16 protein-coding genes are annotated in these 12,697 nt (G+C 64.0%); 2 read left to right on the top strand and 14 right to left on the bottom strand.

All coding sequences use genetic code 11. The features are described 5' to 3' along the window. Positions 1 to 69: 69 nt before the first annotated feature. From ACFY12_RS25865 to ACFY12_RS25880, 4 genes are all read right to left on the bottom strand, one after another. Entirely contained in the window at positions 70 to 732 is a 663-nt protein-coding gene (locus ACFY12_RS25865) for a class I SAM-dependent methyltransferase (RefSeq protein ID WP_390718289.1), read from the bottom strand. An 85-nt stretch (positions 733 to 817) separates the two neighbouring features. After that, the gene (locus ACFY12_RS25870) at positions 818 to 1,300 is read right to left on the bottom strand and encodes a hypothetical protein (protein ID WP_390718290.1); all 483 of its coding nucleotides are present in this window, start codon (positions 1,298 to 1,300) and stop codon (positions 818 to 820) included. A 264-nt stretch (positions 1,301 to 1,564) separates the two neighbouring features. Further along, positions 1,565 to 1,762, bottom strand: a complete 198-nt coding sequence (locus ACFY12_RS25875) for a DUF397 domain-containing protein (protein ID WP_390718291.1) — start codon at positions 1,760 to 1,762, stop codon at positions 1,565 to 1,567. A 14-nt stretch (positions 1,763 to 1,776) separates the two neighbouring features. Further along, positions 1,777 to 2,628, bottom strand: coding sequence for a helix-turn-helix domain-containing protein (locus ACFY12_RS25880; RefSeq protein WP_390718292.1), 852 nt, complete (start codon positions 2,626 to 2,628; stop codon positions 1,777 to 1,779). A 248-nt stretch (positions 2,629 to 2,876) separates the two neighbouring features. Here ACFY12_RS25880 and ACFY12_RS25885 point away from each other — a divergent pair, with 248 nt between their 5' ends. Then, a complete protein-coding gene (locus tag ACFY12_RS25885; RefSeq protein ID WP_390718293.1) occupies positions 2,877 to 3,083 on the top strand; it encodes a hypothetical protein in 207 nt (68 codons plus the stop codon). 679 nt (positions 3,084 to 3,762) lie between these two features. On the opposite strand, the gene ACFY12_RS25890 is transcribed toward ACFY12_RS25885, so the two are convergent. The 8 genes from ACFY12_RS25890 to ACFY12_RS25925 form a co-directional block, all read right to left on the bottom strand. Further along, positions 3,763 to 5,169: a DUF3987 domain-containing protein gene (locus ACFY12_RS25890; protein ID WP_390718294.1), complete on the bottom strand. Its 1,407-nt coding sequence runs from the start codon at positions 5,167 to 5,169 to the stop codon at positions 3,763 to 3,765. 88 nt (positions 5,170 to 5,257) lie between these two features. Further along, a complete protein-coding gene (locus ACFY12_RS25895) occupies positions 5,258 to 6,022 on the bottom strand; it encodes a histone-like nucleoid-structuring protein Lsr2 (RefSeq protein WP_390718295.1) in 765 nt (254 codons plus the stop codon). Between the two features lie 643 nt (positions 6,023 to 6,665). Continuing rightward, positions 6,666 to 7,577 carry a hypothetical protein gene (locus ACFY12_RS25900; RefSeq protein WP_390718296.1) on the bottom strand — a complete coding sequence of 304 codons (912 nt, stop codon included), beginning with the start codon at positions 7,575 to 7,577 and terminating at the stop codon, positions 6,666 to 6,668. A gap of 14 nt (positions 7,578 to 7,591) precedes the next feature. After that, positions 7,592 to 7,942, bottom strand: coding sequence for a hypothetical protein (locus ACFY12_RS25905; RefSeq protein ID WP_390718297.1), 351 nt, complete (start codon positions 7,940 to 7,942; stop codon positions 7,592 to 7,594). A gap of 29 nt (positions 7,943 to 7,971) precedes the next feature. Then, the gene (locus tag ACFY12_RS25910) at positions 7,972 to 8,259 is read right to left on the bottom strand and encodes a helix-turn-helix domain-containing protein (RefSeq protein ID WP_390718298.1); all 288 of its coding nucleotides are present in this window, start codon (positions 8,257 to 8,259) and stop codon (positions 7,972 to 7,974) included. Positions 8,260 to 8,662: 403 nt separating this feature from the next. Continuing rightward, complete coding sequence (locus tag ACFY12_RS25915; RefSeq protein WP_390718299.1) at positions 8,663 to 9,172, bottom strand: hypothetical protein; 510 nt, start codon at positions 9,170 to 9,172, stop codon at positions 8,663 to 8,665. Then, on the bottom strand, positions 9,169 to 9,339 hold the full coding sequence (locus ACFY12_RS25920) for a helix-turn-helix domain-containing protein (protein ID WP_390718300.1): 171 nt from the start codon (positions 9,337 to 9,339) through the stop codon (positions 9,169 to 9,171). Before ACFY12_RS25920 ends, ACFY12_RS25915 begins: the two co-directional genes overlap by 4 nt. 72 nt (positions 9,340 to 9,411) lie before the next feature. Then, a complete protein-coding gene (locus tag ACFY12_RS25925) occupies positions 9,412 to 9,960 on the bottom strand; it encodes a hypothetical protein (RefSeq protein ID WP_390718301.1) in 549 nt (182 codons plus the stop codon). Between the two features lie 143 nt (positions 9,961 to 10,103). Between ACFY12_RS25925 and ACFY12_RS25930 the strand changes: the two genes are divergently transcribed. Continuing rightward, positions 10,104 to 11,315: a tyrosine-type recombinase/integrase gene (locus ACFY12_RS25930; RefSeq protein ID WP_390718302.1), complete on the top strand. Its 1,212-nt coding sequence runs from the start codon at positions 10,104 to 10,106 to the stop codon at positions 11,313 to 11,315. Positions 11,316 to 11,456: 141 nt separating this feature from the next. Here the strand turns inward: ACFY12_RS25930 and ACFY12_RS25935 are convergent, their stop codons facing one another. Beyond that, complete coding sequence (locus ACFY12_RS25935) at positions 11,457 to 12,032, bottom strand: TerD family protein (protein WP_390718303.1); 576 nt, start codon at positions 12,030 to 12,032, stop codon at positions 11,457 to 11,459. Between the two features lie 168 nt (positions 12,033 to 12,200). Beyond that, a complete protein-coding gene (locus ACFY12_RS25940; RefSeq protein ID WP_390718304.1) occupies positions 12,201 to 12,668 on the bottom strand; it encodes a peroxiredoxin in 468 nt (155 codons plus the stop codon). Positions 12,669 to 12,697 lie beyond the last annotated feature (29 nt).

The raw sequence follows: 12,697 nt of genomic DNA on the forward strand, positions 1-12,697 counted from the left end.
GAGCAGCAGGAAGCCCCGCCCATGCACCACGAGGGACAGAGCACAGACGGGGCAGTCAAGGGCCAGGGATCAGGGAGCGACGGCGCGACCGATCAGGGTTCCAATGTGTCCGGGCTCGGGGGCGTCGATCACGCGTACGTCTGGGTCCTTGAATCCGGAGACCAGCAGCAGACTCGCCCACTTCTCGGGCGTGTAGCTGTAGCGGTAGGTGTACCGCGCTGGCCCCGCGAATCCACCCTTATACATGCCTTGGGGGCCGTACGCGCCGGGAATGGCCGGGGGTTGGGAGAACGCCAGCACCCCACCCGGATTCAGGCTCTTAGCGACTAGTGGCAGCAGTGCGGCTGGATCGGTGAACCAGACCGCCCCGAAGATCGAGTAGACGGCATCGTACGTGTCGGTACTGCTCCTCAGGTGCTCCAGCACTTCGGCGCACACGAACCGGGCGCCTAGTGGCCCCCATCGTTCCGTGGTGTTGGCGACCATGACGGGTGACAGATCAAGGCCGGTTGCCTTGACGCCCTGCTGTGCGAGATAGGCCAGCGCCCGACCCGTCCCGCATCCCAGCTCCAGGGCCGTCGCCGGGGCGCCCAACAGTTCAGGCCCCGGGCCATGGCCGGAGTACTGCGTCCAGCAGAACACGGGGTCGGCGTCGAACACCTTGTCTTTGGTGCTCTCGGCGTAGGCATCCCACAGTTCGCGTTCGTTGTCGATGTTGTGAGGTACGGGCAACGGGGCTTCCTTGGGGCGGAGGTGGACAAGGCGGTGCCCTCGCTCCCCGCTGGGAGTCCGGGGGCGAGGGCACTCTAGTGGGCCGTCAGTGGCTGTCGGGCACCTTCTCGTCACACGGTGAGCACTCGGCGGCGTCCACCGCCCACAGCTCGTCATCGACGGCGAACCCGTTCTTCCGGATGATCTCCGCCGTGCGTGTCACGGTGCCGTCGCAGCGCCGCTTGATCAGCGGGGCGTGGTGCTTGTATTTCCCGCCGTTGTACTCCTCGCACAGCGCGAAGTAGAGCGGGGTGTCCAGGATGAGCTGGTGGACGCCGATGTCCACGGTCTTGCCGACGCCCATGTCGGTGCCGGGGTTCTCCATGGCCGTGATCAGGTACGCGATGCCCTGACCGAGGATGCGTTCGGCCAGACTGGGCACGGCCACGCTGTCGCGCAGCAGTAACGCAACTTCCCGTTCCCACAGGTCAGTTACGCCCACGTCGGCGACCAGGTGCGGTACGCGCTCCTGTACCGCGTTGAGGATGATGCGCGGATCACGGGTCCGCGTCTGCACTGCTGTGCTCATCGTGCGTTCTCCTGTCGTTGGAGTGGTGCACTGCACTTGCTGCCCCGCCCTCCGCTTCAGCTCTTCAACCAGCAAGCAGGGAACGGCAGTTCGCCGCAGCCGCAGCACCGACTGCTAGCGAGGCATGGACCGTAGCGCCGCCCGGCGCAGGTGCGCAAGAGTGTGCGTCTATGCGTCGCATAAGTGCGACGGAAGTTGAGCACATATGCGAAAGGCCCCCACGCTGGTTCGGGCAGTGTGGGGGCCGTCCGGCAGGGAAGATGATCAGACCAGGTGATCAAACTCCCCGGCCTTGACGCCTTGGATGAACGCGCGCAGCTTTGCCGGAGTCGTCGTCACGATCACATTCGGATCGTCGCTTTCCCGCATGAGGATCGCACCATCCGTCGGGGCGAGTTCAATGCAGTTGTCAGGATTCCCGCCATTAGAAAACGATGACTTCTGCCATTCGAGGTCGTGCATATGCTTCCCTTCTCTTACATTTCTCGCGCGATTGTTTGAACGAGGTCGCGCGAAGCCTTGGGGGAGAGTGATGACTTTATCACCCTCTGCAAGAGGCGGCGGTAGTTGCTCAAATGGGTTTCGGAATACACAAAATCAGAACCGTGCACCGCGTCAACCTGTACGGTATCCAGTTGCGGTACAGGCCCATGAGCATATGTGACCGATCCGTTGATTCCCGGAAAACCGCCAGCATTAAACGGTGTGACGCGGACAGACACACCGTCCATGTCCCCGAAATCGTTGACCCGGTTGAGTTGCCTGCGATGTGTTTCACGGTCGCTGTACTGCATCCGCAAGGCCGCCTCATGGATCACAAACGAGCACGGCGTGGGCGGCTCTTGCTCCACAATGCATTTCCGGCGCATTCGAAAAGACACGAACCGCTGAATGTCGCGTGCGGGTCGTTCCGGCACTGACAAACGGAAGAGCGTGTCCGCATAATCCTCGGTCTGCAACAGCCCGGGGATATATTCGATACTGACGACAGTTAGACTTTTTGCATGGTGTTCTAGTTCGGCAAGATCCAAAAGGCTCGCAGGCAGGATTTTCCGGGAGTCCTCCCACCAACCGTGTGTACGATCCTCCGCCATGGCGACCAGCGCATCAATGTACACAGAATCTGGGCAGGCATAAATACCTGCAAGAGTCCGAATGCGTTCCTCGCTCACGCCGAAACGTCCAGCTTCCATGTTGCTGATCCGGGTGCGATCAGTACCCAGTTCGCTACCGGCGTTCACGATAGAAATTCCGGCCTGCTCGCGCATCCGCCGCAACTCCGCCCCCAGCCGCCGCTGACGTGCGGTCGGAACTCTCCTTGGTGGCATTCCATCCCCTCCCAGTGACTCGCCGCTCAGTGTCCCGCGTAACCGCCCACGCGGTCTACTCGATCCCCTCGGGGTAGCACGAGAGTGTGTTGAGAGGTAGCACATGTTCCCCGCAGTGCCCTACAGTCGCCCCACAACCCGTCAGGCGTGCCGAAGGCAGCCTCGGGGAGCGGGAGTTGCTGCCTGCTGCCCGGAGCCAGCGCCACGGCGCACCAGGGATCTCTCCTACAGGTCACGGGAGTTGGACTATGACCAACGATCACGGTACCCCCCGGCCCCTCCGCGCAGGTGACACCGTCTACGACGCCAGGCGCAAACGCCGAGCGATCTACTGCGCGACCGAACTCGACGGCTCGTATCTCCTGGCTGACCCCCAGGGCTTCATTCGTCCCTGGCATGCCCTCCCCGGCAGCGTCGAGCCGATCATCACGGACGAGGAAGGGCTCACCAAATGACCGAGCCCAAACCGACCAACGGGCGGGAGTACGCGACCTACGTACCCAGCGGCACGGTCTGCGCTGGGTGCAACCAGGTGATTAAGCGCTATGAACGGGCCTGTCGCGTAAGTCCCGAACGGGCAACGGGGCCGGAGGCACCGTTGTACCTTCACTCCCCGCGCTGCCCGAGGCCGAAGCCGTGAGCGGGCAGCCCAAGGACGCCACCCCGGAGTCGGACAGCGAACCGGATGACTGGTGGACTCAGTTAAACGGAGTGCTGGATAGGCGCTCTGGCGTCGTCCGTATTCCCCCGGGGCACGCCATCCCTCCGTGCCCTCACCCGTGCCTCATATGCCAGGCCGCAGGGAGGCAGCCATCATGAACACCCTTGCTGTGTTGGGCGTCATCGCGATCGCTGCCGGAATCCTGCCGCTCCTGTACCTGGTGCTGCCGTACACCGGCATCGCTACCCGAGGCGGACGGCTGTGGCGGAGAGTTGGCCGAGCCCTCACCAGTGACGGGGCATTAACAGTCGTGTGGTTGGTGCTCTCCGTAGGCTGCATGGCTGCGATCGGCATCCTCATGACTAGTCACTCCCGCTAGCAGACTGACCAAAGTGGCCCCGCCACGGGGAACTGAGCCGAAGCAAAGCAAGAAGGCCCCGGCCCATCTTGGGTCGGGGCGTTTCTTTGGTTGGTTAGAGCAGCGCGCGGAAGGGGTTGTCCACGAGCGGTTCCGGGCGCTTCGGTTCGGGCGCGGGCTCCGGGGCCTGGGTGGGCGTCGGGCGGTAGGCGTCCATGCGAACAACCGTGGCGCGGTTCTGATCACGCTCCGCGCTGGCCGGCCGCGACTCTATGTTACGGAAACCGTCGCCATTCTGATCACGGTCTACGCTGGCCGGCTGGCGCTCCGGGTGACGGGAACTGTCACTGCGGAAGGTGAAAACCGTCTTCGGCCGACCGGTCCTCCCTTCCCGTTCCACGGTCACCACGATTTCGGGCAGTGCCTTGACCTCTGCGGCCGTCGCTCCCACGTACGGGAGTACCTGAGAGGACGTTGCCCGGCCGCCGTGCATTTCAATGCGGGCGCTGACCTTGTCCGCCAGGCTGAGCGGCTGCCGCTTCATCCTCGGAGCGTCGGCCCCGTTGGTGATCCGGACCGCGTCCTGGACCGAGCGGCGTACGAGCGTGAACGCCGCTGCCAGCATCTCGTCCGTGATGGTCTCGGAGCACTCGGAGGCGGCCAGGCACGCAGCAACCCGGAGGGTTTGTTCTGCGGTCCGTTCGATGAACACGGCCTGAGCCTCAGGCAAGGTCTCACCCAGGATGCGGGCGTACCGGCGCACGATCCGCCACAGGGGCCGGGCGTCCTCTCCCAGTTCGATGGCGCGCGGGAGGATGGTGGCCCATGCGTAGGCGTCGGACAGCTCCGAGCCGTCCATATTGGGCAGGCTCAGCCGGTCGTCGTCGAGCATCGGGACCGACCCGAGGAGGAACGGCAGGATGCGGTTGTACGACCCACCGGCCGCCTCGGATTGGCCCACGTACTTGGCCCAGTCGGAGGGCGTCAGATGGGCATGGAGCACCATGGCAGGGTCCTGGACTTCCTGAGCCTCTTCCTTGGTGGTGTTGCGAAGAGTTGCCCCGTCCCACGCGGCCCGGAGTTTGGTCGTAAAGGAAGCGTCCCGCTTCACGCGCCGGAGCACTTCGGACCATTCCTCTTCCACCACCAGGGTGCGCACGTCCCGCCCGTGCTCAGTCTCGGCGGTCGCTTCCTGCTGCTCCCACAGGTGGTTCACCAGACTCGCCCCGGACGTGATTCCCGAGGTTGCATGCGTCGCGATGAAGCGGCCCAGGGAGCCGTCCAGGACGTGAAGCGCTGCCCGGAGCGCGGTTCCCTTGCCCCTGCCCGTTCCAGCCACCAGGGCCGACCACAGCAGCACAGGCCGCGCGCTGCCACGGGATGACACCTTGACCGTTCCGCCGATGGCGGCCGACCACATCGACAGAGCGGCCACGTACACCCCCAGGGCGTCGGCTTCCAGGAACGGGGCGATCCTGCGGACGGCGCCCCCGATCGGGCCGTAGAAGACGGGGGTGCTCATGCTGCCTCTATCTCAAGGAGTGTCAGTTGCTCGGCCACCGGCCGGGGAGGCCGGGCGCGCTCAGCGCCCGGCACCGAGGGGGCGGCACTCAGGCCGCAGCCGCTTTTCCCTGCGAGTCCCTGTGCGTCAGTTCGTAGGCGTGCCGTACGTGCATGGGGATGCGTCCACGATCCGGCACGGCGTAGCCGTTGGCCCGCGCCCATCGCCGTACGGCCCTGTTGCGCTCACGCTCGCTCATGTCCGACCGATCGACCTTGGCAGGCTCCGGAAGCGGGTCGCCACCCGTCAGCTCACCCGCCCGGACGGCATCCTTGAACCGGCCCGGGGTCCGTACGTCCATGCATGGGATGCCACGCTCGGCAGCGTCTCGCAGCTTCGTGCCGTTGCGGTCGCCACCCTCACCCACGATCAGTAGAACTGTGGACTCGTCCGCACGCCCAACTACCTCGTAGCCCAGGTTCCGCACTGCCTCACGGGCCGACTCCCAGTCGTACCCATCGATCTCTCCGCTGATCATCACGGACGGCACAGGTTCAGGCTCCGCCGCTTCGTCGCTCACGTCCTCCGCATCGCACTCCGCCACGACGGGCGACGGCTCAGCCACGGGCGCGGGCTCATCGACTGTCACGGGCTCAGACTCGGCAGCAACCGTTGCAGGTTCTGCGGAAGCGTCCTCCGGCACACCAAGAGCATCCATCAAGTAGCGGCCGAAAGTGACGTTGTGCTCAAGACAGAGATGCCATGTGGAGTCCCCGAGAGCCAGTGTCTTGGTTGCCTCCACTTCTGAGCCGTCGCGCGCTATGTGAGCATCGCAATACGTGTACTCGACAGGCACAAGCACGGTCTTACGCATGGCACGGAATCCTTAGATGAGAGCGGAACCAGTGAGTCTCAGTGAGTGGCCGGAGCGTTGCTCTGACGGCCTCCGCATTCGCTGCGGTACGAGATCAACAATGCCGACCCATGGTCACGCTCACATAAATATAAGATCACTAATCCATAACTCTAATTACATGAATACGGGGGGTAATGGATTATTGATTCTCCGTAGGACCCACCGGGGGTGCCTTCCTCCGACCGTGTACGGGTATCAAATTTTCAGCGAAGGCGAGAACGCCTGAGTGTCCCGCTGAGGGTTTTCCGGCCCCGGGGTGCGAGAGAAGGCGCTGCGACACTCGGAGGGGCTTTAGAGTGCCCGCTGCACCCTCCCTCAACCTCTCAGCGGGGGGAGATTCGCCGCTTCACTGACGCGCGGACGAACCAATAGGTGATCCGCGCCACAATCCTTGGCCCATCTGTCCCGAGTCGGCCTGGATGACACCTACATAGTCTGTGCGGGGTTCTCTATATACATCTCTAAGAGATCTCCCTGGACCTACAAAGCCCCCTCTCCATCAAGGAGAAGGGGCCTTAGAGTAGGTGTGTGGATCAGCGAGTCGCTGTGTAGGCTTCCCGAGTATCAGCTGATACCGGGTCGCTTACCTGATGCTCCCTAATTAAGACGCAGTTCCCCAATCCACCGTGGCCTTCACAATTCCCTTGGTCGGCTTGGACTCGTCAAAGGTGTTGTCAGCCTTCTTGGTATCCAGCTCCGGGTACCGCACGATCTTGCCGCCGTACAGGTGGAGGGTGTCGATGTAGTCGGCGCGGAACTTCTCCGACTGGCCCTCGCGGAAGCCCGTGAACTGGGAGGCGAAGGTGGCGAACGCCTTGTGTCCGGCCACGATGTCCACGCTCTTGGGCATGGCGGTGGTGGAGGCCACGGTGAACCCGCCCAGACGCGCCACGACACCGTTGGCGGTTACACCGCCCTCGCCATAGGCAGCGGCATTGGCCACGGCCGGATGCTCCACGAGGTAGCGCTTCACGCGCGGCGAGACGACCACATAGCGGCCCGAGGGAACGTCGTTCTCGTCCAGGGCCAGCATCATGTCCAAGATGGCGCCGTACAGGGCGGCAGGGGCGTTCCCAGTGGTTGCCTTGATCTTCGGAAGTTCGGTAGCGCCCTTGGCGATCACGTTGCCCATGAACGTGTCAGTCTCACGGGCCAGAGCCCGGATCATCTGCTGGTTGATCGGGGAGTTCATACCCCCGGCCGCCTGATGCTGTTCCGCGGTCTCGATGAGCACCTGAAGGTACTTGGCCTCAGTGATCGGGAGCTTCTGATCCACGGTCTCCGGCCGCTGCGCGGTCATGCCGTCGGCAATGGTGTAGTCCCCAACAGTGGGGCGCATGAGCGAGTTGATGTGGACAACATCGCCCATTTTCTGAATGGTGCCCTCGTAGTCGTTGTTCGCAACGAACGGGGCCGCCCATACCAGCAGCGGGTCAAACTGCGTCAGCAGCTCGGCATCCCACAGCTCCGGTACGAACGTGTGGGTGGCGGGGTTCTGGTAGGAAAAGGTCATAGGGGTACTCCTAGTTAGCGCTTACGGACATCGAGGGATACGCGTGGGGTAGACCGGAACGGCGGCCCCGGGTAGTAGCCCATGCCCTTAATCTGGGGAAACTCAGGCTCGGCAGGCTTCAGCGGCTCAAGCGCCTTTGCGATGGCCTCGGCTGACGGAGTGCCGTCCTCACCGAGGAGCTTGGAAGCGTCCAGGTAATCGGTGAAGCCTTCGCCGAGCTTGATGCCAGCCTGGGCGGCCTGGGCTCTGAGTTCGGCCTGTACAAGCTTGGTGGCGTACTCGCGTTGGACCTCGGCCCGGACGGAATCGGCAGGATCGGCCGGCATGGGGGCTGGGGAATGGGTTTCGGTCTGGTGGTCGCTCATGGGCGACACCTCCTAAATAATCGTTGGGTTCAGTCGGCCAGGGCGTCGAACTCACGCACAAGGGCGTCAACAACCATGGCCTTACGGCGCTGTTCACTTTCGTCATCGCTCATCAGCGACATGAGCGGCGTGCACAGATGCCGGGACGCCTGCACGAGCATCTGAAGGCTCGGGGTGGTCTCTCCGGACTCCCACCGGTAGATGGTGGAGGGAGCCACAATCATTTCGTCGGCCAGTTCCTCGACGGACAGGCCGAGAGTGATTCGACGGTCAGCGAACGCGTGACGGTCAAACATAAGAAACTCCAGATAACTCATTGCAGTGATGCGAATGTTGAGGGTGACCGCGCGCCAGCCGCAGCCGCGCTCTGACGCGAGGAATTTCCCTCCCTCACCCCCTCCGGGGAGGGAAATACGCAGCGGCAGAGGAAGGCTGAGGCAACCGGTACCGCATCGAGGCCCTGGCCGAGATCCGAACACCACCGAGCCTTGACGAGGTGGAGAACCTGATATCTAGACACGAAGAAGGCGGGCACCTCGAAAGGTGCCCGCTCTCCAGTTCATGAAATCTCAGTTCATACAGAACAAGCCGCCCCCTCCATAGGGGCGGCCTGGCCTGATCTCATCTATGAAACTGTTCCGGGGCTCCTTCAACCCGCCCCGGCTCTGAATGAACACCTGACCCAGCCCAGGCTTATAGGGCATAGGGCGTTTCCGCAGGTCAGAGCGTTGGTGCCGATCCTGTCAGGACCGCCTCCGGTTCAGTGGCGATCCGGGCGCGGTAGAGGTCCAGCCAGAACCCCGTTCCGGACGATTCCGGGATGCGTACCGGTTCCCGGCGCACTGTCGCTGCACCCATCTCCCCATGCCATCCGCACCGCTTTGGGTCATCTGGGCTGTGGCCGCCACCTCGCAGCTCGTAAGCCAGCAAGACGCATCGCGCGTTCGCCTCTGGAGCAGCAAGCCCGGCCTTCTTCAGCTTGCCTATCAGTTTCCGTATGCCGCTGTCCTGAATGCCCAACCGCTTCTCCAACTCGCCAGGCTCGAACTCTGCATGTCCGTAGGTGTCGGCCCTGCTGACCGCGTAGAGGAACAACCGCAACTCCGAGCCGATGGCCTTCGCTCGTCCGGCCTCGAACGCCACCGACTGACTCAGCCCGAACCATGGCCCCCGCCCCGGAAGCCGCTCGGCCTTGACCGGTTCATACTCGGCGTCCCACGGCGGAATCACTGCGCCCCCTGCTTGTCCAGCCAGCGGTCGAGGTCATGGGGTCGCACTCGGAGTGACTTGCCTACCTTCCGGAACGGGATCTCCTGCTTCTTCCAGTTGTCGTAAACCCACTGCTTCGGCACGGTCAGGAATTTGGCAACGTCATCCACGGTCATCAGCTTGGTCAAAGATTCCTCCGAGAAAACGAAAACCCCCGATGGCCTCGGGGGCATGGCCATGCGGGCGCGCAGGTACCGGGGCTACCGGGCTTCTCCCGCCTCCGGCAGGGAATCGAGTACGGCCCTGGCCTTGTCGGTCAGTTCCCCGCCGGCCTTCCCGGCGAGGGAACTCAAGTACCCGTCTCTGCGAGCCTTCTTGAGGTGGTCCCGCACGGTCTCCGGGCGACGCTCGATCAGCTGCGCCAGCCAGTCAACGGGACGGGTCGCGCCGATGTTTGCCATCTGGACGTACACGGTTGAGAGGACGACCAGGTAAGGGACCGAGACCCCTTGGCTCGCGAGCAGCTGCCCAGCTCCCTTGCCCGCTTCCTCAATCGCCTGGCTGATCTCCTGCGCCTGCTTTTCAATGCTCGGAGCGCGCTCCTGCACGACGCGTACTGCTTCCGTGAGGTCGAGCCTGCGGAGCACGGTTGTGGAAATTCCGCGCGCTACGTCGCGGGCGGGAGCGTTCTCCGCCTGCTCGATGGTGATGCGCTGCGGGCCGCCCGTCACTGGACCACTCGGCCACCACATGCGGATGTCCCACGCGCCCTGGTGCTGGGTGATCTCGAACCCATTGTCGTCTGCCATGCCAGGACCGTACCACGGATGGTGGTCCACCATCAGTTGACAGAGGATGGTGGATCGTGATCAAACTGTGGGCGTCGGAGCGATCACGCCCGGCCCGACCGGCTGCGGCTGGGCGGCACCTCGAAGAAAGAAACGGCACCCTCGTGGCAACGGTTTTTCAGAAGTGCAAGACGGACGAGGATCACCGGCACTGCCCGTGCGAGAAGACCCGATGCGGGCACTCTTGGACCGTCCGGTACCGCGAGCCGGGCGGACGCTCCGGACGTCAGCGGGAAAAGTCGTTCCCCAAGAAGACGCAGGCCGAGGCGCATGGCAACAAGATGGAGGCTGACAAGGTCGCCGGGGTCTACCTCGACCCCGACCGAGGAAAGATCACTGTTGCGGCATGGTGGGACGAGTGGCTGGCCGCTCAGATCCTCGCGCCCAACACCCTCCGCGACTACAAGGGGTTCGCGGCCAACTATCTGATACCGACGCTCGGCCGGAAGACCATCGGCGGTGTCGCCCCCAACGATGCTCAGCGGGTCGTCAAGGCAATGGAGGACGCCGGGTTGATGGCCACCACCATCCGCACCCGCGTGATCTCCATGAAGGCGATGTTCAAGGCGGCCGTGGACAACGACCGAATCGGCAAGGACCCCTGCAAGAACCTCAAGCTGCCCCGCGTGGCATCCACAGCTGTGGATGAGGACGAGATCCCCACCCTGCCCGAGGTCGTACAGATCGCCGCCGAGATACCCGCCGAGTACCGACTGAACGTGTGGCTGATCTCCGGGGTCGGAGTGCGCCCCTCCGAGGCGTTCGCGGGCTCGGAGGACTGCTGCCGGGGCGACGTATACCGGGTCTACCGGCAAGCCACCGACAAGGGCGATAGGAAGGGCAACCGCAAGGGCCTGGTGCCGCTCAAGCACCGCGCCGAGGGCGACTACCGCGAAGCCCCGCTAGCTGGATGGCTGGCCGAGGAGATCGCCCGCCATACGGCGCAGCACGGAACCCGCACGATCCTGGGAGCCTCCGGGCTGTTCTTCGCCACCAAGGCCGGAGAGCTGCTCACACACGAGGGCTTCTACTACCACTGGCGTCAGGCCATGAAGAAGCTCGGGATGAAGTACAAGCCGCACGACCTACGCCACTTCTTCGCCTCCACCATGCTCGCCGCTGGGGTGTCCCTGCTGGAGGTCTCCCGCTGGCTCGGTCACAAGTCCATCCGGGTCACCGCCGACACTTACGGGCACCTCGTACCCGACTCCTGGAACCGGGGCCGCAAGGCCATGGAAGACGCCATGCGCCCGCAGCTCACGGCCATCAAGGGCGGCGCGCCCAACGGGCCGGAAGAGGTCGCACAGGCCGCGTAGCGATCGGCCCCACCTGCATATGAAGAAGACCCCCCGAAGGTAAGTCGGGGGGTCTTCGTGCTGACCAGGCTAGTACCGTGCTGATTCCGTGCTGGCTCAGCACCATCCAACACGGTATTTGCCCAGGTCAGGGGCCTGACTCTAGACGTTGACGCCGAAGTCCTGGGCGATACCGCGCAGGCCCGAGGCGTAGCCCTGGCCGATGGCCCGGAACTTCCACTCCGCGCCGTTGCGGTACAGCTCACCGAAGACCATGGCGGTCTCGGTCGAGGCGTCCTCGCTCAGGTCGTAGCGCGCCAGCTCGTTGTTGTCGGCCTGGTTGACCACGCGGATGAAAGCGTTACGGACCTGGCCGAAGCTCTGCTGGCGGTTCTCCGCGTCGTAGATCGACACCGGAAAGACGATCTTGGCGACATCGGCCGGCACGCCGGCCAGGTTCACCTTGATCTGCTCGTCGTCCCCCTCGCCCTCACCGGTGAGGTTGTCGCCGGTGTGCTCGACCGAACCGTCCGGGCTCTTCAGGTTGTTGAAGAACACGAAGTTCTGGTCGTTGGCGACCTTGCCCTGGTCGTTCGTCAGCAGGGCGCTGGCGTCCAGGTCGAAGTCCGTACCGGTGGTGGTGCGCGCGTCCCACCCCAGACCGACGATGACGGCGGTCAGATTGGGGGCTTCCTTCGTCAGCGAGACGTTGCCGCCCTTGCTGAGGCTGACTCCCACGAGTCCTCCCATAAATTCGAGGGGTACGTGATGTGCGCCCCCATCGTGCATGGCATCGGATCAACGAATCGATCCTAGTGACCGGTTCCCGGCGATCGCAGATATCGCACCTGGACGGCAGCGGATGTCGGCCGGGCGCATACCGGGACGTTCAGGGGGCGCGCCGGCTCAGAGGCTTTCGAGGGCCTTGACGTAGTCGTTCAGGTCACGGGCGTCGGGCAGACCGTTGACGATCGTCCAGCGCACCACGCCCTCCTTGTCGATGACGAAGGTGCCGCGCACCGCGCAGCCCTTCTCCTCGTCGAAGACGCCGTACGCCCGCGAGGCCGCGCCGTGCGGCCAGAAGTCGGACAGCAGCGGGTACTCCAGGCCCTCCTGCTCGGCGAAGACGCGCAGCGAGAACGGGGAGTCGTTGGAGACGGCCAGCAGCTGGACGTCGTCGTTGACGAACTTCGGCAGCTCATCGCGGAGTGCGCACAGCTCACCGGTGCACACGCCGGTGAAGGCGAAGGGGTAGAAGAGCAGCACCACGTTCTTCTTGCCGCGGAAGTCCGAGAGCCGCACGGTCTCGCCGTGCTGGTTCTTGAGCTCGATGTCCGGAGCCTGGGCGCCGGTCGTGATCCCAGCGAGCGCCATGAGTACGCATCCCTTCGTAGGGCTGTTCA

It is taken from the genome of Streptomyces sp. NPDC001339 (genome assembly GCF_042895955.1).
Taxonomy (GTDB): domain Bacteria; phylum Actinomycetota; class Actinomycetes; order Streptomycetales; family Streptomycetaceae; genus Streptomyces.

What these genes read in the sequence shown, in the direction of transcription:
- ACFY12_RS25870 (WP_390718290.1), bottom strand. Translation starts at nt 1,300, where the DNA reads ATGAGCACAGCAGTGCAGACGCGGACCCGTGATCCGCGCATCATCCTC.
- ACFY12_RS25885 (WP_390718293.1), top strand. Translation starts at nt 2,877, where the DNA reads ATGACCAACGATCACGGTACCCCCCGGCCCCTCCGCGCAGGTGACACC.
- ACFY12_RS25905 (WP_390718297.1), bottom strand. Translation starts at nt 7,942, where the DNA reads ATGAGCGACCACCAGACCGAAACCCATTCCCCAGCCCCCATGCCGGCC.
- ACFY12_RS25910 (WP_390718298.1), bottom strand. Translation starts at nt 8,259, where the DNA reads ATGAGTTATCTGGAGTTTCTTATGTTTGACCGTCACGCGTTCGCTGAC.
- ACFY12_RS25880 (WP_390718292.1), bottom strand. Translation starts at nt 2,628, where the DNA reads ATGCCACCAAGGAGAGTTCCGACCGCACGTCAGCGGCGGCTGGGGGCG.
- ACFY12_RS25895 (WP_390718295.1), bottom strand. Translation starts at nt 6,022, where the DNA reads ATGCGTAAGACCGTGCTTGTGCCTGTCGAGTACACGTATTGCGATGCT.
- ACFY12_RS25900 (WP_390718296.1), bottom strand. Translation starts at nt 7,577, where the DNA reads ATGACCTTTTCCTACCAGAACCCCGCCACCCACACGTTCGTACCGGAG.
- ACFY12_RS25875 (WP_390718291.1), bottom strand. Translation starts at nt 1,762, where the DNA reads ATGCACGACCTCGAATGGCAGAAGTCATCGTTTTCTAATGGCGGGAAT.
- ACFY12_RS25940 (WP_390718304.1), bottom strand. Translation starts at nt 12,668, where the DNA reads ATGGCGCTCGCTGGGATCACGACCGGCGCCCAGGCTCCGGACATCGAG.
- ACFY12_RS25925 (WP_390718301.1), bottom strand. Translation starts at nt 9,960, where the DNA reads ATGGCAGACGACAATGGGTTCGAGATCACCCAGCACCAGGGCGCGTGG.
- ACFY12_RS25890 (WP_390718294.1), bottom strand. Translation starts at nt 5,169, where the DNA reads ATGAGCACCCCCGTCTTCTACGGCCCGATCGGGGGCGCCGTCCGCAGG.